We start from the raw sequence: 17,332 nt of genomic DNA on the forward strand, positions 1-17,332 counted from the left end.
TGTCTCGACCAGCTCGACAGGACGGCCATTCATTCAATGCCCCGTCCAGGCTTCGCGGCGGCCTTTCTGCCAGTGGTAGGGAATATCATCGGTGACGAAGGCGCTGGCCAGCTGCGGCGGCCCGGGCAGCTGCTCCACAAGCGGCACCTGGGCGGCCAGCACCTGCACCGGCCGGGGCGTCCAGAACTCGCGCCGGCCCTGCACGATGGTGACCTGCCCCGCGGCCGCGTCGTAGGAAAAGGTGAACGGCAGCGGGCCGGCGTAGCGGCGGGCCTGGGTCCAGTCGGCGAAGGGGGAGCCGGGCGGCAGGGCAGCTTCCGCAGCTTCCCAAATGCGCACGTCCAGCCCGGTTTGGGCGGAAAAGATGCGCTGCTCGGGCCCGCGCTGCTCCTGGCCGATGTCGACGGTGTGGTAGCGGTAGCCGGTGAGCAGGTTGCCCAGCAGCGTCATGCGGCGCTGGTCGGTTTCGGAGCGCAGGATGTAGAGGCCGCGCAGGCGCTTACCGGCCGCCGAGCGGTAGCGCACCAGCAGCCGGTAGCCGATGAGGAAAAAATTCTGCCCCAGCCAGGCGGGCAGCCCGCGGGGGCGCAGCTGCCGCGTCTGCACCATGGCCACGGCCACGAAGCCCCACTCGCCCAGGGTATCGAGCGTCAGGCACTCGGGCAGCAGGGGCTGCAGGGCGGCGGCCGGGGCGGCGTAGGTCAGCACGGTGGTGCGGGCCAGCCGGGCTTCCACGGCGAAGGGGTGGTGGCGCAAACTCAGCATCAGGGGCGGGCCGGCCGCGGGGCGGGCAGCCGGAAGCCGTAATAATACAGCCCGAGCGCGAACAGCCCGGCAAACAGCAGGTTCAGCGGGCCCCAGAGCAGCAAATCGGCGGCCAGCCAGAATTCCAGCAGGTTCATCGTCAGCACCAGCCCGATTTGGGTGAGCACGCCCAGGCGCCGCCACCGGCCGCTGAGCACCCACACCGCCATGCCGATTTCGGCCAGGCCGATGAGCCGGGTGAGCAGCGGGGCGTGGGCCGGCCCGAGGATGCGCGCCACAATGTCTTGGTGGCGCGGCACCAGCAGCAGCACCTTGCACAGCAGCCCGTTGACGAGCCACACGGCCGCCAGGGCGTAGGTCAGCAGGGCGGGCAGCCAGCGGGAAGCAGTCGGCCGCATCCCCTACCCTTTCGGCCAGGCGTACGCCGCCGACCAGGCCTGGAAGTCGGCTACCTGCGCGGCGTGCGCGGCCAGCCAGGCTTTGCTTTCTTCGTCGGCGGAGTCGGCCGAGCGCAGCAGGTAGGCGCAGGTTTCGGCGTAGCCTTTGCGCTGCAGCTCGGCGAAGTAGGGGGCGTAAAACTCCCAGGCGAAGCCCTTGCGGCTCTGGCGGCCGTCTGCCGTGCCCAGGCTCTTGAACAGGTCGTTCATTTTTTCGGCGAAGCGCACGGCCGGGGTTTTGCCGCGGTTTTCCTCGGTGTAGTCACCGGCCGACATCAGGCTCAGCAGCATGTCCTGGTCGCCGAAATTTTCGTCGCCGCGGCCGCGCTGACTGGCTTTCAGCGCGTCGGCGTTCATGGTGAGGCTTACCTCGTTGGCGCCGGTTTTCTTCACGCCGCTGCCCACCAGGCGGTACAGGTGCTGGATGGCCGTGGGCGCATTGCGGTGGGTGGGCGCCAGCAGCAGAAACCGGCTCAGCTCCAGCACGGCCGGAATGCGGTTGGAGAGGTCCGCCGTGGCTACACCCAGGTACAGGGCCGAGGTGGGATGCTGCGGGTTGAGGCGGGCAGATTGGCGGTAGGCGCCAATGGCGTCTTCCGGCTTGCCCAGCTTAAGGTAGGCCTGGCCCATGTTGAAATACAGCAGCTGATGCGTCGGGTGGCGCTTGATGCCCTGCTCGTACACCTTGATGGCTTCGGGCAGCTTTTTCAGGCGGCTCAGCGAGGTACCCAGGGATACGTAGGCTTCGCCCGGCGCGGCCGCCGGGTCCGCGTCGATGTATTCCTGGAGCAAGGGAATGGCTTCGGCGTGCCGGTCCAGCTGCGTGTAGTTCAGCGCCATCAGGTACTTGATGAGCTGACTATTGGGCTCCAGCTTCAGGGCCTGCTGGTACTTGGCGTCGGCTTCCTGGTAACGGTCGACCAGGTGCAGAGCCACGCCTTCCTTGGCCAGCTGGCGCACCTGCTCGGTGGCCTGGGCCGAACTCAGCAAGGGCAGCAACCCCAGGGCGGCAATGAGAATGAAACGACGGTAGCGGTGCAGCATAGAAGCAGGGAATAGAAGTTGGAGGAACGCGCCGGGCGCGGCCGCACAAGCTACGCGGCACCGGCTTGCCGCGCAATGCCCGCGAGCCGGAATCGGCGAATAATTGGCGGCCGGGCTTAAGCGGACGGGTGGGCGGCGTGCTTGGCGGTCCATTCTTCCCACACGGCCTTGGCCACCCGGGTTACTCCTTCTTCCGGCTCGCCGGGCGCGGGCCGCTCTACCAAGCGCCTCAGCTCGGCCAGCAGCTCGTCGTGCAGGCGAGGTACCGGCGCATTGCGGATGAGGTAGATGATGCACCAGTATTTCCACGCGTCGTCGTCGCCGCGCAGGACTTCCAGCAGCTCGTCCTTTATATCGTTGGTGTAGGGCCGCAGTACCTCGGCCACTTCCGCGGCCACGGGCCAGTTGATGTCCTGCAGCCACTGCAGCAGCGGCCCGGCCTGGGCCAGCACGGCGGCCTTATCGGCCCGGCGCAGGTTCGCCGCCGCCGCGTCGTCAAGCCTGTTCACCGGCACGATGCGCTGCGGGTCGAGCGGCTCGGTGCTCATGCCGGCAGCTCGATTTCGCCCCGCAAATACGTTACCGCGTAGCCGCTCATCAGCACCCGCTCGCCCTGTAGCTCGCACCACAGGTCGCCGCCCCGGGCCGACACCTGCCGGGCGCGCAGCCGGGTTTTGCCGAGGCGGGCGGCCCAGTACGGCACCAGCTGGGTGTGGGCCGAGCCGGTAACGGGGTCTTCGGGCACGCCCACCCGCGGGCCGAAAAAGCGCGAGACGAAGTCAATGTCGCCCGCGCCGGGGGCCGTGACGATGATGCCGCGGTACTCCACCTTGCCCAGGTGCTGCATGTGGGGGCGCAGGGCCCGGATTTCGGCCTCGGAGTCGAACACGGCAATCAGGTCGGGGCCGGCCAAAATGCTCAGCGGCACGGCCCGCAGCCCGTCGGTGAGGCCGTCCGGGTGCTGGGCCAGCGGCTGCGGGGGCTGGGCGGGAAAGTCGAGGGTAAGGCGGCCATCGGGCTGCTGGCTTACGCGCAGCGGGCCGCTCTGCGAGTGAAACGTGAGCACCGCGGCCGTGGCGCCGAGGTGGCGAAACAGCACGTGGGCGGTAGCCAGCGTGGCGTGCCCGCACAGGGCCACTTCCACGGCGGGCGTAAACCAGCGCAGCTCAAATTCGTCGGCCGTCCCGGCGCGGGGCACGAAAAAGGCGGTTTCGGCCAGGTTGTTTTCGGCCGCAATGGCCTGCATCTGCTCGGCGGGCAGCCACTCGCGCAACGGGCACACGGCGGCGGGGTTGCCGGCGAAGATGTGGTCGGTAAAGGCGTCGACCTGGTAGAGGGGCAGCGACATAGGCGGGGCGGCGGGGAAAATAAGGGTTGTGGGCGCCGCGGCGAAGCTAGATATTTCGGCTTTTCCGCGCCTATCGTTTTTTGCTTGCTGCTGCTACCCCTACGCACGCCCCTGGCCGCCGCGCTGGCCTTGCCGGCCCGGCCCCGCCAGCGGGAGGCCGGGCCCCGGTGGCGCTAAACTTTTTTTCTAACCGATTCCAACCCCGGCGCCGGGGGCCGGGTCATCCCCTGCTGAAAAGGCCCCGCCCCCGAGTTCCGCCTTCCCTCCCCTGCCTATGAAACGATTTTTACGCACTGCTGCTTTGGGGCTGCTTCTGCTGCTGGGGGTGGCCGGCCAGCGGGCCGAGGCCTCGCACGCCCTCGGCGGCGACTTGCGCTACGAAAGCCTGGGCAGCAACCAGTACCGCGTATACTTCCGCAACTTCCGCGACTGTTCGGTGGTGGCCGCGCCCACGTCGGTGACGCTGGCCGCCCGCGTGAACGGCTGCACCACCAACGACCCGCTGAACCGCAGCATCTCGCTGCCGCTGATCGGGCCGGGTATGCTGGGCACCCAGCACTGCGCCTCCAACGCCTTTTGCACCGGCGGCGTGGGCGCGGGCCCCAGCAACTACGAGGAAAACAACTACGCCGGCACCGTGACGCTCCCCCCCGGCCTCTGGACGCTGAGCGTGGAGGAAACGGCCCGGCCCAACCTGGCCAACGCCCCCGGCAACGTGGGCATCCGCTACGAGGCCACGCTCGACAACCGCGGCGGCCTGCTCAACAACTCGCCCAACTTCGGCTCGCGGCCGGTGGCCTACGTGGGCTGGCAGCTGAACACCGTGCTGAGCATGGGCGCCTTCGACATCGACGGCGACTCGCTGGCTTTTTCGCTGGTGACACCGCTACAGGGCTGCGGCCAGCCGATTACCTACCTGAGCAACCCCGCCGCCACTCCCGGCCCCCTGGCCCACAACCCCGGCTGCCAGCTGCTGCCCACCGCCTCGGTCCCGCCGCACTTTTCGGCCACTTACCCGCTGCCCACCCGCCTCGATACCAGCGGCACCTGCCCCAGCCGGCAGGTGGCGGCCCGGCCCTTCTACTTCAACCCGGCCAACGGCAGCATGAGCTTCAGCGCCGGCGCCTACGACTCGGTATCGACCTGGGCCATGGGCCGCAACCGCTACGTGCTGGCCGTGAAGGTGGAGGAGTGGCGCCGCGTGGGCGGCGCGTACCGCAACATCGGCAGCACCCGCCGCGAAATGCTCTTCACGGTGGTCCACTGCCGCGGCAACGTGAACCCGCACTTCGCCCCGGCCGTGCGGGTGCTCAACGTGAGCGGCCCCGTGCCGCTGAGCCAGGAAATTCCGGTGCGCTCGGGCACGGCCGTCAGCCTCGCCCTCACCGCCTCCGACGCCAACGCCGGCCAAAACCTCACGTTTTCGGCCAACAGCCTGGGCGTGCCGGGCGTGCGCACCCAGCAAACCAGCCCCAACACCTACCGGATGGAGTTTACGCCGCCCGCCACCCTGCCCGACGGGCTCTACTCCATCACCGTGAAGGTGGAGGACGACGGCTGCCCGGTGAAGGGCTTCGAGGAGCAGACGCTCACCTTCCGGGTGCACAGCTCGCCGCTGAACAGCCGCAGCCGGGCCGAGCTGGTCAGCACGGCCTACCCCAACCCGTTTACCGACCAGGTCAGCTTCACGCTGGCCCGCCCCGCCACTCCGACGCCGGTGGACATCGTGAACCAGCTGGGCCAGGTGGTCGACCGGCTGCCCGTGCCGGCCGGCGCGGCGCCCGAGGCCCGCTTCGTGTGGCGGCCGGCGCCCGGCGTGCCGGCCGGCGTGTACCTGGCCCGCTTCCCGGCCGGCGGCCAGACGGTGCGCCTGCTGCGCCTGCACCCCTAGCTTCCGCTTCCTTGCCCTCAACTCCTTGTTCCACCGCCTGATACCGATTCCGGCTTTTCAGGATTAGCCGCGCCTCGCCGGCCTTATGCGGAATTTTCTCGCGCGCATTCCGCCCCCGTCGGTGGCCGCTGCTTCCGGCTACGTTGCCCCGCCTCCGGCTGCCCCCGCGGCCAGCCGGCCGGCTTCCGACGTGCCCGAGCGCGCCGCGTCCGCGCCCCAAGTCATGCCGCCGTCTTCCATCGATGAGCTTGTGGCGGCGTGCCGCGAGGGCCGGGCTGCCGCCCAGCAGCAGCTGTACGAGCGGCTGGGCCGGCGGCTGTTCGGGGTGTGCCTGCGCTACAGCGCCTCCCGCGAAGAAGCCGAGGAAACCCTGCAGAACACCTTTGTCAAAATCTTCACCCGCCTGCACCAGTTCACCGGCCAGGGCCCCTTCGAAGCCTGGGCCCGCCGCATTGCCGTCAATACCGCCCTGCACGCCTGGCGGCAGCGCCAGGCCCCGGGCCTGCACGTGTCGTGGGACGATGCCCCGCCGGTGGCCGAAACCAACGGCGACGCCCTCGACCAACTCTCAATGGCCGAGCTGCTGGAGCTGGTGGGCACCCTGCCCGAAGGCTGCCGCATGGTGCTGAACCTGTACGCCGTGGAAGGCTACGCCCACGCCGAAATAGCCGAGATGCTGGGCATTTCGGAGGGCACTTCCAAATCCCAATTGTCGCGGGCCCGCAAGCTGCTGGAAGTCCGCCTGGCCGCCCGTCAACGCATTTCGTCCCGATGAATCCGCCCGAAACCGACCCGTTTTACGACGCCCTGCGCGGGCGGCTCCACGACTACGAGGAGCCGCTGCCGGCCGGGGGGTGGGCGGGTATTTCGCCCCAGCTGCCCCCGGCCCGCCCCCAGCCCTGGTGGCGCCGCCCGGCCAGCCGCCGGCTGGCGGCCGTGGCCGCCGTGCTCGTGTTGCTGCTGCCCATTACGGCCCTGCTCTGGTACCAGCAGCAAGCCCCCCAAGCCGAGCGGCCCGCTACGGCCCGGCACCAAGCCAACGGCCCGGCCCCCGCACCGGAAAACGCCCCCGCCGCCCGGCGCCGCACAGGGGCCGCGGCACCCGTGGCCCAGGCGGATACCCGGACTGTGGGCGTCCCGGCACCCAGCCGCCCCGCTCCGGTCGCGGCCGAGGCCGGGCGTACGCCGGCCGAGGAACCCACTGCCCCCAAGCACTTGGCGCGCCAAGCCGCTCGGCCGCAATCGGTAGCTGGCCGCCCAATCAATGACTCCGAAGCTGCTGCCCTGATTAGCTCGGCTACGCCTTCCAAACGGCGGCCGCGGCGCGGCGCGGCCCTGCTCCTGCTGGCCGATAATTCCACGCGCCGCCGTTCCACCAGCTTTGCCACCGAACGGGCCGCCTCCGGCTCTGCAACTACCTTTAGCCAGCCATCGGCCCGGGCCGCCCAGCCGCCTGCCGGCCCCGAAACGAGAACCAGGCAGGCCGCCTCGGCCGCTGATTATCCAGGAGCTGTCGGCGTGGCCGCCCAGCCGCTTTCGACGGGTGCGCCTGACTTGGCCGCCGTAACCGCGGCGCCCGAAACGGCCGCCCAACCCGGCTCCGTGGCGGGGCTGAATGGCCAGTCGGCGGCCCTGATGCTGCCGCCGGCCGAAGCCCTGCCGGCGCCCCTGGCCCCGGTGTCGCCGGCCGATTCGTTGCGGCGGCCCCGGCCGGCCCGGCTGAGCCTGGGGCTGCTGCTGGGCCTGGCCCCGGCGCGGCGCGGCGCGGGCACGATGCCGCCCCAGCTGCGCCAGCTGGAGCACCCCGGGCTGAGCCGCTCGGCGGAACTGGCGGCGCGCTACCAAGTGGCCCCCGGCGTGCTGCTGCGCTCGGGCGTGGGTTACGCCAGGCAGCAGCAGCGGGTGGCCTTCACGCTGGAGCAGCGCCAGAAATACTGGGCCCGCACCAGCCAGCTCGTCGTGAGCAACAACCCCGGCGGGCCCGATACCCTGCAGGTGGTCAGCTACGCCGAGCGCGACTCCGTGCTCAGCCGCCGGCACCAGGAGTTTCGCCTGCGCCAGCACTACCTCACCCTGCCCTTGTACGCCGAGTGGCGCCCCCAGCTGCACCCGCGCTGGCAGCCCGTGCTGAGCCTGGGCGCCACCCTGCACTGGCTGCTGCAGGGCCGCTACCTCGCCGCCACCGACCAGGGCTGCCACTGCCAGGAGCAAACCCAGCGCGGCAGCGGGGCCGGACCGCTGCGGCCGGCCAGCGTGGGCCTCTCCGCCGGCCTGGGCCTCGATTACGCCCTCGGCCTGCGCACCACCCTGCTGCTGCGCCCCTCGGCCCACTATTGGCTCACGCCCACCGCCCGCGCCGGCGGGGCCCGTCCCCTCGGCCTGGGCCTGCAGGTGGGCGTGCTGTTCGACGCCCACCGCCCCTGATGTCTAATCCGATTTTCCGTTTGCTGCTATGAAACGCACTTCCTGGTATTCCCTGCTGCTGGCCGCTGGGCTGCTCGCCGCCTGCGACCAGCCCGAGGAGGGCCTCATCGTCTGCGAAACCGAGGCGCCGGTCAGCTCCGTCACCGAGTTTCACCGCGTATTTGCCCCGCCCACCCAGGTATTCGAGGCCAGCAGCAGCCGCAGCACCGCCGTGCAGCTCACCGACGGCAGCCGCCTCACCGTGCCGGCCGGCGCCTTTGCCCGCCTCGACGGCACGCCGGTGAGCGGGTCGGTGGAGCTGCGGGTGCAGGCCCTCACCCGGCCCGTCGATATGCTGCTGGGCGGGCTGCCCTCAATGACCAACGCCCGCCCCCTCGAAACGGCGGGGCAGCTGCACCTGTCGGCCTGGCTGCCCGGCAGCGCGGTGCCGCTGCGCCTGCGCCCGGGTCACTCCATTGCCGTCGACATGCCCCAGGCGCCCACGGCTCCGGCCTCCAACCTGATGCAGTGGAAGGGCGTTCCGGTGACGAGCAGCACCCTAACCTTCACCGAGGATACGGTCCGGGTGCACTTCGACGCGACGAGCAGCCGCTTCCGCACCCGGGTGTATACCGATAGCCTGGGCTGGTTCAACCTCGGCCGCTACTGGACCTCGGCGCCCGCCGATACTACCCTGCTGCGCGTGGACGTGGGCGGCGACGCCGCGGCGCGGGTGTACCTGCTGCCTACCCAGCGCAGCGGCGTGTTCCTGATGCGCTGGAACAGCCAGACCCGCCTGATGGAGCTGTACGGCGTGCCGGCCGGCACCGAACTGAAAATCATCGTACTGCGCGCCCAGGCGGGCCAGGTGCTGGTGGGCGCCGAGCGCGTCACGCTGCGAAGCGGCACCATCTACCGCCCCGCGCTGCAGGCTATGAATGCCCAGCCCGCCGCCGATTTTATCCGGCAGTTTTAAGGCCGCCCGGGAAGCTGCCCGGCGTGCCACCTGCTAGCCTATTCGTGTTCGATCAGTAATGTTAGCGTTACCGTGTGCACACGAAAAAGCCACCCGAGGTTCGGGTGGCTTTTTTATTTGAAGCTCTTCAGCAAAACCGGCTCGATAAGCAGGCGGCTTCGTGAACTGGCTCGGCACCGCTGCATTAAATTATTACATTATTATTCAGTTACTTATCAATTTTAAATTCCTCCGCGCAACCCGACCCGGGGGTGCCCGGTCATGGCTGCAGAAACCCTTATTACCCGCCGTATCCTCCCCTTGCCGCCCCTTTTGCCACCCTATGGCCGCACCACTTGATGACATCCTGGCCGGCTGCCGGCGCGGGCAGCCAGGGGCACAACGGGCGCTGTATCAGCACCTGGCCTACCCGCTCATGGGGGTGTGCCTGCGCTACTGCCCCTCGCGGGCCGAGGCCGAGGATGCGCTGCAAAACGCCTTCATCAAGATTTTCAGCAACCTGCACCAGTACACCGGCCAGGGCCCCTTCGAAGCCTGGGCCCGCCGCATCACCGTCAACACCGCCATCAACGCTTACCACCAGCGCCAGCAGCGCGGCCCGCACGTGGAGTACGACGAGGCCATCGACCTGGCCCACCCCGACGGCACGCCGCTGGAGCAGCTCTCGGCCGACGACCTGCTGCGAGTGCTGCAGACGCTGCCGCTGGGCTACCGCACCGTGCTGAACCTGTACGCCGTGGAGGGCTACTCCCACGCCGAAATCGGCGAGATGCTGGGCATTTCGGAGGGCACCAGCAAGTCGCAGCTGGCCCGGGCCCGCCGCCTGCTCGAATCCAAACTTTCCTTTCCCACGCCCGCCAAGATTGCCGCCAAATGACTGAACGCGAACCAGATCATCTTTTCGACGAGCTGCGCCGCAAGTTAGAGGACTACGGCAGCCACCCTTCCGCCGACTTGTGGGCGGGCCTGGAACAGCACCTGGCCGCCCAGCCGGCGGCCCCGCAGCGCCAGTGGCGCCGCGTGGCGCTGTGGCTGGCCGCCGCCTGTCTGCTGCTGCTGCTCAGCATCCCCGCGCTGCTGTGGCTGCGCCCCGCCGCGCCCACCGTTGCTACCACTGAAACCGCCGGCCCGGCCACTGGCACCGCGGCGGCCCGTTCCCAGCCCGTTCCGGCGACTGGCGCCCCCAGCCGTGCCCACCTAGCTACGGCAGCCCAGACTTCGGCCGCTCAGCTGCCGCAACCTGCCTCTACCCTTTCCCCCAACCCAACATCGGCGCAGCGCGCTACGGATACTGCGCCGCCCGCTCCATCGGCTCCGGCGGCCAATGCTGGCACTTCCGCCGCTTCGCCGGCCGCCCAAACCCGCGCCGGCCGTTCCGTGGCCACAGCAGCTGGCAGTACCAAGCCTGACCGGCCAACCGATGCTGAAACCACCGGCCTGGTAGCTGCTGGTCGGCCGGGCCGCAAACAGGCGCGCCGCCTGACCACGGCAGTAGCCGGCGGCGCACTGGGCCGCGCCGGCCAGGGGCCGCACCCGTCTGTATCCGCCACTACGCCTGGCCCGGCTGAACCCAACCAGGCGGCTTCGGGGCTGACGCGGACCGCAACTGGCCGGCCCCAGCCGACTACCTCGGCCGCTACGCCGGGCGGTGGCTCAAACAGCTCCGCTGCCACGGCCGCGCCCACGACGGCAGCCCCGACTCATGCGGCTGGCAGCCCCGATAATTCCGCTGCTGCGGCCGCCAGTACGGCGGCACCTACTACCTCGGCGGGTAGCACTGCTTCCGAAGACTTGCCGCTGGCCGCGGCCGGCCGCCCGGCCGCACTGCCCACCACGCCCCCGGTGCTGGCCACCGATAAGCTCAACAGCCGCTCCACCGCGCTGCTGACGCCGGTGCCCGGGCTACCCGCGCCGCTGAACGGAGTTGCCGCCGATACCACCCGCCGCCGGCCCCGGCCCGCGGGGCGCTGGAGCCTGGCGCTGCTGGGCGGCGCGGGCGTGGCCTACCGGCAGCTCGGGCCAGCCCGGGATTCTGCCAGCCGCGGGCTGGGCCGGCTGGAGCGGCCCGCCATCAGCTACGCCGCCCAGCTGCAGGTGGGCTACGCCCTGACGCCGCGGCTGTGTCTGAGCACCGGCCTGGGCTACACCGAGTACGCCACCCGCCTCAACGCCGTGCTCAACAAGCCGCGCATCGTCTCTACCAGCAGCATCCGGGTGCTGGTGTACGACAACGGCACCCGCCGCGACACGCTCATCTACGCCCTGCACCGGGACAGCCTTATGGGCACCGACCGGGTGGCCCTGCGCCAGCGCGACACTTACCGCTTCGTGACGGTGCCCTTGCTGGCGCAGTACCACCTGGGCACCACCGGCCGCCTGCGCTACGACGTGCTGGGCGGCGCCGCCCTGGGCCTGTACGCCGGGGGGCGCACCAGCAGCGGCTCGGCCTGCGCCTGCGAGCAGGTGGCCGGCCGCACCGGGCCGGGCGGGTTCCGGGTAGCCAGCCTGCTGCTCACCCTGGGCGCCGCCGCCGAGTACCAATGGCGGCCCGGCTGGCACCTGCAGCTGCAGCCGGTGCTGCAGTACTCGGCCAGCTCCATTACCCAGGTGCCGCGGCCCGCGCGCCGCCCCGTTGCCTTGTTTTTCCAGACCGGCCTGCGGTTCGATCTGCCCTAGTTTCTCTCACTCCTTACCCCCAACAACCCTATGAAAATCAAGTTTCTCCTCTCGCTGCTAGCGGGTGGCCTGCTCGTTGCTGCCTGCGAAAAAGAAGAAGTCGACTGCCCGCCTCAACCCATCGACAATGGCGGAGTGCAGGTAAACCCGAGCCTGCTCAACACCTTTGTACGAGCCCACGAGGCCCCGACGCAGACCTTCACCGTCGACCCCGCGCTGGGCACCTCGGCCACCGTCGTCACCACCAAGGGCACGCGCATTACCATTCCGGCCGGGGCCTTTGTGCAGGCCAACGGTACGACGCCCGTGACGGGGGCCGTGCAGCTGGCGGTGCGCGAAATCCGCACGAAGTCGGAAATGGTGCTGAGTGCCATGCCCACCACCGCCAGCGGCGAAATGCTCGTGTCGGGGGGGCAGTATTTCCTGCGGGCCACGCAGAACAACCAGCGCCTGCGCCTGAAGTCCTCGGCCCGCATCAACATCCGCACGGCCAATATTCCGCGCCCCGACGTGGCTATGCGCCTGTTTTTCGGGGTTAATTCGGGCGGCAACGTCAACTGGGTGCCGGCCCCGCAGCAGGGCCCCTCCGCGCTGGGCGTGGTGCTGGACAGCACCGGGCAGGGCAACTTCTACAACATCACGCTCAACAACGATTCCCTGGGCTGGGTCAACATCGACCGGTACATGAACCTGAACCCCAAGACCACGGTCAGCGTGGCGGTGCCGGGCAACGACGTGGAGCCGGCCAACACCATGGTGTTCTACGTGTTCAACAGCTTCAACACGGTGGCCCGCGGCTACGTGGCGGCCGGCCAGAACACCGTGGCCACCGCCAATATTCCGGTGGGCCAGTCCGTTACGGCGGTGGTGATTCGCCTCGTCAACGGGCAGTACTACTTCGGCAAGCAGACGGCCACGGTGGCGGCGGGCCAGCAGTACACGCCCACGCTGCGCGCCCTGAGCGAAGCCGATTTGCTGGCCGAAGTGCAGCAGCTGTAGGCCCGCCGGCCCCGGTCGGCTGCTAAGGATGACGTGCTTTCCGCCGCGGCTTGCAACCATTGCCGGGCGTTGCGGCTCCTGCTTCCGACACACCTGTCTTTTTCCCTAACGCGTGCCCGCAAAAACCGCCCCGGCTGGGGCGGTTTTTTGTTTTCCGGCCCAGCCGGGCGGGTGCAGCCGGCGCGGCTACTCCTCCAGCTGCCCGCCGATGACGACCTGGGCCACGGGGTTTTCGCCCAGCCAGTAGGGCAGCTCGCGGTAGTCGGGCACGCTGAGCACCAGCAAATCGGCGCGCTTGCCGGGCTCCAGGGAGCCGCAGTTGGCCTGCTGCCCGATGGCCCAGGCGGCGTTGAGGGTGACGGCGGCCAGGGCTTCGCGCGGGGTCAGCCCCATCTTGAGGCAGGCCACCTGCAGGGCCAGCCAGAGGTTTTTGCTCGGACAGGAGCCAGGGTTGAAGTCGGTGCTCAAAGCCACGGGCAGGCCCGCCTCGATGAACTGCCGGCCGGGGGCGTACTTTTCCTGGCGCAGGTACAGCGGCACCAGCGGCAGCAGCACGGCCACGGTGCGGCCCTGCCCGGCGGCGGCCACCTGGGCAGCCCCTTCGGCGCTGAGGTAGTCGCAGTGGTCGACGCTGATGGCGCCCAACTCGGCGGCCATCTGGCAGCCGCCCAGCTCGTGCAGCTGCTCGGCGTGGATTTTCAGCCCGAAGCCCAGCTCCCGGGCCCGCTGCAGATAGCGCCGCGAGTCGTCGACGGAAAAGGCGCCTTCCTCGCAGAAAATATCCACGAAGGGCACCTCGGTGGGGTTCAGCTCGGGCAGCACCTCGGCCAGCAGCATGTCGAGGTAGTCGGCGGGGCGGCCTTTGTACTCAGGCCCGGGCACGTGGGCGCCGAGGAAGGTGGACACCACGCGCACCGGCTGGCGGCGGCCGGCCTCCTGGGCTACCTGCAGCAGGCGCAGCTCGGTGGCGGCATCGAGGCCGTAGCCGCTCTTGGCTTCTAGGGTCGTCACGCCGTAGCGGCGGAAGCCTTCGAGGTGGTGCAGGGCGCTCTGCAGCAGCTCCTCGTCGGAGGCGGCGCGGGTTTTGCGCACGGTGCTCAGGATGCCCCCGCCCGCGGCCAGGATGTCGAGGTAGGACTCGCCCTGCAGCTTGCGCTGAAACTCGTCGGCGCGGTTGCCGCCGAACACCAGGTGGGTGTGGCACTCCACCAGCCCCGGCATCAACACCCGGCCCGAGACGTCCACGATGCGCGTGTCGGGCCCGATGCGGCCGGCGTCCAGCTCGCTCATGGGCCCCACGGCGGCAATGGCCTCGCCCTGGCAGGCCACGTAGCCGTGCTCGATGATGCGCCAGTCCGCGAGGTCGGTGCCGGCCAGGGGCTTATCGGGGGGGCCGCCGGCCAAGGTGAGTACCTGGGCGGCGTGGCAGAAAAGCAGGGAGTACGGCTGGGGCATGGCGGGGCGGGCTGGTGAGGGGCCAAAAGTACGCGGCCGGCCTAAAAACCCGTGCTGACTACCGGGCCGGCTGGTTCGCTGGGCGGGTGGCCCGCGCCGTACTGGCCAGGTAGTTTGCCGTTTTCTGCCAGACGGTAGCGCGGTTCGCCGCCACGTAGCTCAGCATCCCTTCGGCATAAGGACAATCGTAATCAAAAGAGTCCCACTGGATTCCGTAGACCTCGTACCAGGGTAGCCGCTTGACCCGGAGCACGAGCAAAAAGGCCACGTCTCCAGTCGCCAGGCTATGGCTGTCCCGCGACCCGGCGCAGGCCACGGCCGCCGTAGCGGTGGTATCCAGTATCAGGGCCACGAGGCGGTGCTGGTTGGCGGGAAAGTTGGCCTTCGCGGCCCGCAGCAGCTTGTCGTCCACGAACCCGGAACGCCGGTTGTTCCAATGCAGGGTAATGCCGTCGGCCAGGCGTACCAGCACCACACTGTCGGCGGCGGCTGGTCTGGCCGTTACAGCCCGAGTGGTTGGGGCGGGCGGCTCCGGTGGTGGGGCTGCAGTCGGCTGGGCGGGCGGGGCGGCCGGCTCCGGCGAGGAGCAGGCCCACAAGGCCAGCAGTGAGCCGCAAAGAAGCACTCGGTTCATAGCCTCAAACGCCTACTCCTTCTGCCCAATCCGCTCCTTGCCCACGGCCGAAATAGCGCCGCCGCGGGTCATTTTCTTGATGTACTCCACCCGCCGGAAGCGCAGGGCCGACCAGTCCTCATCAAGGGCCACCTGGCTGACGGGCTCGAAGCCGGCCGCCCCCAGGGCTGCCCAGCCGGTGTCGCGGTTGAACTCGCAGCGGTATTTTTTGGAAGAGGCTTTGGGGTAGGCCACCCACAGGGCCACGTCGCCGGGGGCGTGCGGGAGCTGGGCGGCCAGTGCCTCCACTTCCTCCAGCTTGGTGGCGAAGGCCAGCACGGCGGTGACGGGCACGGTGGGCGCCAGCACCGCTTCCACGGTGGCCCGCTCCCAGAGCTCGGCCAGGGCGGGCTGCAGCTCGGCGGGCATCCCCAGCAGGCCCACCACGGCCCCGGGCTTGATCTGGAGTTTGTCGACGGCGGATTTCATGGCGGCAACTTAGCAAGTTCGCGCAATTCAGGCCGGCTCGGCGGGGCCGACCCACTGCTGCACGAAGGCGGCGTAGTCGGCGCCCAGGGGCAGCTCGTAGTCGACGTGCAGGGCCCGGCGCAGCACCTGCACGGGCTGCTGCCGGATGGGGTCGAAGGCGTCCTTGAGACGCGTGGCCCAGTACACGCCCACGCCGCGCTTCTGCCAGGCGGGCAGCGCGTGGTAGTTGGTGCCGTGCTCAAACAGCAGCTCGTGCTTGGCTCCCACGCCCAGGCCTTTGACGCGGGCGTGGGCGGCCGCGGCGTCGTGGCCCAGGCGGCGCAGCAGCCAGTAGCAGTGGGCGTTCAAGGAGTTGCGGTGGGCGTCTTCCTGCCGCCAGCGGAAGTAGTCGATTACGTCGGAGGGGCGGGGCAGCTGGCTGATGCGGCAGTCGAAGCAGGCCACATCGCCGAGCAGGTGGGTGAACTTGGCCGAGGCCTCCCCGGCCAGCACCGAGGTCAGCTTGCGCAGCTTCCGGCCGAAGGTGTGGTCGGCCGGGTCGAGCAGCAGGGAAATTTCGTCGCTCTGGGTGTAGCCGTAGCTCACGCGGAAGCCGCACTGCATCAGGTGCTCCGTGGTGCCCACCATCAGGGCGCGCACCCGCTCGTCGAAAGGCGCCTCGAAAGCGTGCACTTCCTTGGTGAGGCGGGTGAAGCCACGCCCGTCGAGGCGGGCCACCAGGAACAGGCCGGGCAGGGCGCAGTGGTCGTGGGCAGTTTCGAAGACGCGCAAACGGGCGTCGAGGTCGTTGAATTTCATCGGGCCGGGGCGGGCTAGGATGAGGAATGGATAACGCTGATGCAGGCGGCGCGGGCCGGCAAGCCCAGGCTGCAGCCGGTACAGGGGAACGGCGAGGCTACGATTCGGCGGGCGGCGCGGGCCGTTCGGTTTGCCAGGGCTCCACCACGAAGCCGCCCTCCCCGATGCGCACGTAGTACAGCTCGTCGAAGCCCTCGGCCCAGGCGGGCAGCTGCAGCCGGCCCACGGCCCCGAAAATGCCCACGTCGGGAACCTGTTCGGCCGCGGGCCGCTGCCGGTTGCGCGCCACCGCCTCCCGCGGCACCGACTGAAAATAGTAGCCCACCACCCGGTAGCCGGCCGCTTTGGCCGGTTCGATGTAGCGGGCCCGCTCGGCGGCCGTGGGGTTGGTGTTGTCGACCACGAAGCGGGCCTGGGTATCGAGGCAGAGCTGCAGCAGCCGGGCCTCGCGGTAGCGGGTGCGCAGCAAATCCAGGCTCAGGCGGATGTGGGAGTTGAAAAACCGCTCCTTGTAAAACGTCGACTTGCCGGTGGCCTGAATGCCGCAGAAGATGATGGCTTGCATAGGAATCAGCAGCCGGTGATGACGTGCTGGCCCACGAACTTAACCAGTTCCTGCCCCTCGGCTCGCGAGGAAAGGTACACGCTCGGGCTGCTCGAGTTGTAGTGCGAAGCGGTATCCAGGATAAAATCCGGCCGCTGGTCGTGGTCCAGGTCGCCAATCCACACGAGCTGCATCATCGCGTCATCGAAATGTGGCGTTGCGGCGAGCAGCTGCCGTTTGCCGGGCGCCGCGTCGGCGGCCAGGTATAGCTTGTAGTTCTGCACGGCGTACGCGCTGGTGTCGCCGGCGGCCCACGCGCCCGTAGCCGCCAGGGTGTACGACGCGCCGCGGAATGCAAACCGCAGCAGCTTACCCGGCAGCAGCAGCTGAGGCTTCACCGCCGCCGTATCGGTGCGGCCTGCTGGCACCGCGCCCTGCGTCGCCAGCAACAGCACGCAGTGGTCGGCATTGCCCGGAACGGCCACTTCCCAGCCCGTTTGCTCACCATCCTCGTCCACTATAGCATCGTAGGCCCGCTTGACGCGCAGCGGCGCCGGGGCCACGTAATACCCCTGCGGACCCCGAAACAGCCCCAACCAAGCCTGCTTTTCAGCATCCTCCGGCACCTCCTCGTGGTGAAAAGTCCCCGTCTGCAACACGCTCCACTGCCCGTGCGCGCCGTCGGGCAGCTGGATGGTGTCGGGCACCAGCGCCGGCAACGCGGCCGCCGTAGCAGCGGTTGCTACCGCCGCCGCCGCGGGGTCGGCGGCGGGTTGCTGACGGGTCGGCTGCTCGCAGGCCACGGCCAGCAGCCCGGTGCTCAGTAGAACTATTGTGCGCTTCATAATACTTCCGTTAACCGGTTGATAGGCGTCTAAATAACGAAAAAGCCGC

Annotated in this window: 18 protein-coding genes; 7 read left to right on the forward strand and 11 right to left on the reverse strand. The window is 69.4% G+C overall.

The genetic code is table 11. The features are described from left to right. Nucleotides 1-33 precede the first annotated feature (33 nt). The 5 genes from EJV47_RS14665 to EJV47_RS14685 form a co-directional block, all read right to left on the reverse strand. Nucleotides 34-765 carry a DUF2071 domain-containing protein gene (locus EJV47_RS14665; protein ID WP_126693914.1) on the reverse strand — a complete coding sequence of 244 codons (732 nt, stop codon included), beginning with the start codon at nt 763-765 and terminating at the stop codon, nt 34-36. Further along, the gene (locus EJV47_RS14670) at nt 765-1,163 is read right to left on the reverse strand and encodes a DoxX-like family protein (RefSeq protein WP_126693915.1); all 399 of its coding nucleotides are present in this window, start codon (nt 1,161-1,163) and stop codon (nt 765-767) included. Before EJV47_RS14670 ends, EJV47_RS14665 begins: the two co-directional genes overlap by 1 nt. A gap of 3 nt (nt 1,164-1,166) precedes the next feature. Then, nucleotides 1,167-2,246, reverse strand: coding sequence for a tetratricopeptide repeat protein (locus EJV47_RS14675; protein ID WP_165903769.1), 1,080 nt, complete (start codon nt 2,244-2,246; stop codon nt 1,167-1,169). Nucleotides 2,247-2,362: 116 nt separating this feature from the next. Further along, nucleotides 2,363-2,794 carry a DUF5071 domain-containing protein gene (locus EJV47_RS14680; protein WP_126693917.1) on the reverse strand — a complete coding sequence of 144 codons (432 nt, stop codon included), beginning with the start codon at nt 2,792-2,794 and terminating at the stop codon, nt 2,363-2,365. Next, nucleotides 2,791-3,594 (reverse strand): PhzF family phenazine biosynthesis protein, encoded by an 804-nt coding sequence (locus EJV47_RS14685; protein ID WP_126693918.1) that lies wholly within the window; start codon nt 3,592-3,594, stop codon nt 2,791-2,793. The genes EJV47_RS14680 and EJV47_RS14685 overlap by 4 nt, the downstream gene beginning before the upstream one ends. A 274-nt stretch (nt 3,595-3,868) precedes the next feature. Between EJV47_RS14685 and EJV47_RS14690 the strand changes: the two genes are divergently transcribed. The 7 genes from EJV47_RS14690 to EJV47_RS14720 all read left to right on the forward strand — a co-directional run bounded on the left by EJV47_RS14690 (nt 3,869) and on the right by EJV47_RS14720 (nt 12,539). Beyond that, nucleotides 3,869-5,485, forward strand: coding sequence for a flagellar hook assembly protein FlgD (locus tag EJV47_RS14690; protein WP_126693919.1), 1,617 nt, complete (start codon nt 3,869-3,871; stop codon nt 5,483-5,485). A gap of 85 nt (nt 5,486-5,570) precedes the next feature. Then, nucleotides 5,571-6,260 carry an RNA polymerase sigma factor gene (locus EJV47_RS14695; protein WP_207895899.1) on the forward strand — a complete coding sequence of 230 codons (690 nt, stop codon included), beginning with the start codon at nt 5,571-5,573 and terminating at the stop codon, nt 6,258-6,260. Beyond that, complete coding sequence (locus tag EJV47_RS14700; RefSeq protein WP_126693921.1) at nt 6,257-7,909, forward strand: hypothetical protein; 1,653 nt, start codon at nt 6,257-6,259, stop codon at nt 7,907-7,909. The genes EJV47_RS14695 and EJV47_RS14700 overlap by 4 nt, the downstream gene beginning before the upstream one ends. A gap of 28 nt (nt 7,910-7,937) precedes the next feature. Beyond that, complete coding sequence (locus EJV47_RS14705; RefSeq protein WP_126693922.1) at nt 7,938-8,864, forward strand: hypothetical protein; 927 nt, start codon at nt 7,938-7,940, stop codon at nt 8,862-8,864. A 322-nt stretch (nt 8,865-9,186) separates the two neighbouring features. Further along, complete coding sequence (locus tag EJV47_RS14710; RefSeq protein WP_126693923.1) at nt 9,187-9,741, forward strand: RNA polymerase sigma factor; 555 nt, start codon at nt 9,187-9,189, stop codon at nt 9,739-9,741. Next, nucleotides 9,738-11,540, forward strand: a complete 1,803-nt coding sequence (locus EJV47_RS14715; RefSeq protein ID WP_126693924.1) for a hypothetical protein — start codon at nt 9,738-9,740, stop codon at nt 11,538-11,540. The genes EJV47_RS14710 and EJV47_RS14715 overlap by 4 nt, the downstream gene beginning before the upstream one ends. Before the next feature lie 30 nt (nt 11,541-11,570). Next, complete coding sequence (locus EJV47_RS14720; protein WP_126693925.1) at nt 11,571-12,539, forward strand: hypothetical protein; 969 nt, start codon at nt 11,571-11,573, stop codon at nt 12,537-12,539. A 186-nt stretch (nt 12,540-12,725) separates the two neighbouring features. On the opposite strand, the gene hutI is transcribed toward EJV47_RS14720, so the two are convergent. The 6 genes from hutI to EJV47_RS14750 form a co-directional block, all read right to left on the reverse strand. Then, on the reverse strand, nt 12,726-13,994 hold the full coding sequence (gene hutI, locus EJV47_RS14725) for an imidazolonepropionase (RefSeq protein ID WP_126693926.1): 1,269 nt from the start codon (nt 13,992-13,994) through the stop codon (nt 12,726-12,728). A gap of 58 nt (nt 13,995-14,052) precedes the next feature. Next, nucleotides 14,053-14,469 carry a hypothetical protein gene (locus EJV47_RS14730; protein WP_126693927.1) on the reverse strand — a complete coding sequence of 139 codons (417 nt, stop codon included), beginning with the start codon at nt 14,467-14,469 and terminating at the stop codon, nt 14,053-14,055. Between the two features lie 171 nt (nt 14,470-14,640). After that, nucleotides 14,641-15,096, reverse strand: coding sequence for a hypothetical protein (locus EJV47_RS28445; RefSeq protein WP_207895901.1), 456 nt, complete (start codon nt 15,094-15,096; stop codon nt 14,641-14,643). 27 nt (nt 15,097-15,123) lie between these two features. After that, on the reverse strand, nt 15,124-15,894 hold the full coding sequence (locus EJV47_RS14740) for a tRNA(His) guanylyltransferase Thg1 family protein (protein WP_126693928.1): 771 nt from the start codon (nt 15,892-15,894) through the stop codon (nt 15,124-15,126). Between the two features lie 97 nt (nt 15,895-15,991). Beyond that, nucleotides 15,992-16,459 (reverse strand): ATP-binding protein, encoded by a 468-nt coding sequence (locus EJV47_RS14745; protein ID WP_126693929.1) that lies wholly within the window; start codon nt 16,457-16,459, stop codon nt 15,992-15,994. A 5-nt stretch (nt 16,460-16,464) separates the two neighbouring features. Continuing rightward, nucleotides 16,465-17,283: a hypothetical protein gene (locus EJV47_RS14750; RefSeq protein WP_126693930.1), complete on the reverse strand. Its 819-nt coding sequence runs from the start codon at nt 17,281-17,283 to the stop codon at nt 16,465-16,467. Between the last annotated feature and the right edge of the window lie 49 nt (nt 17,284-17,332).

This window comes from Hymenobacter gummosus (genome assembly GCF_003970915.1).
GTDB classification, from domain to species: domain Bacteria; phylum Bacteroidota; class Bacteroidia; order Cytophagales; family Hymenobacteraceae; genus Solirubrum; species Solirubrum gummosum.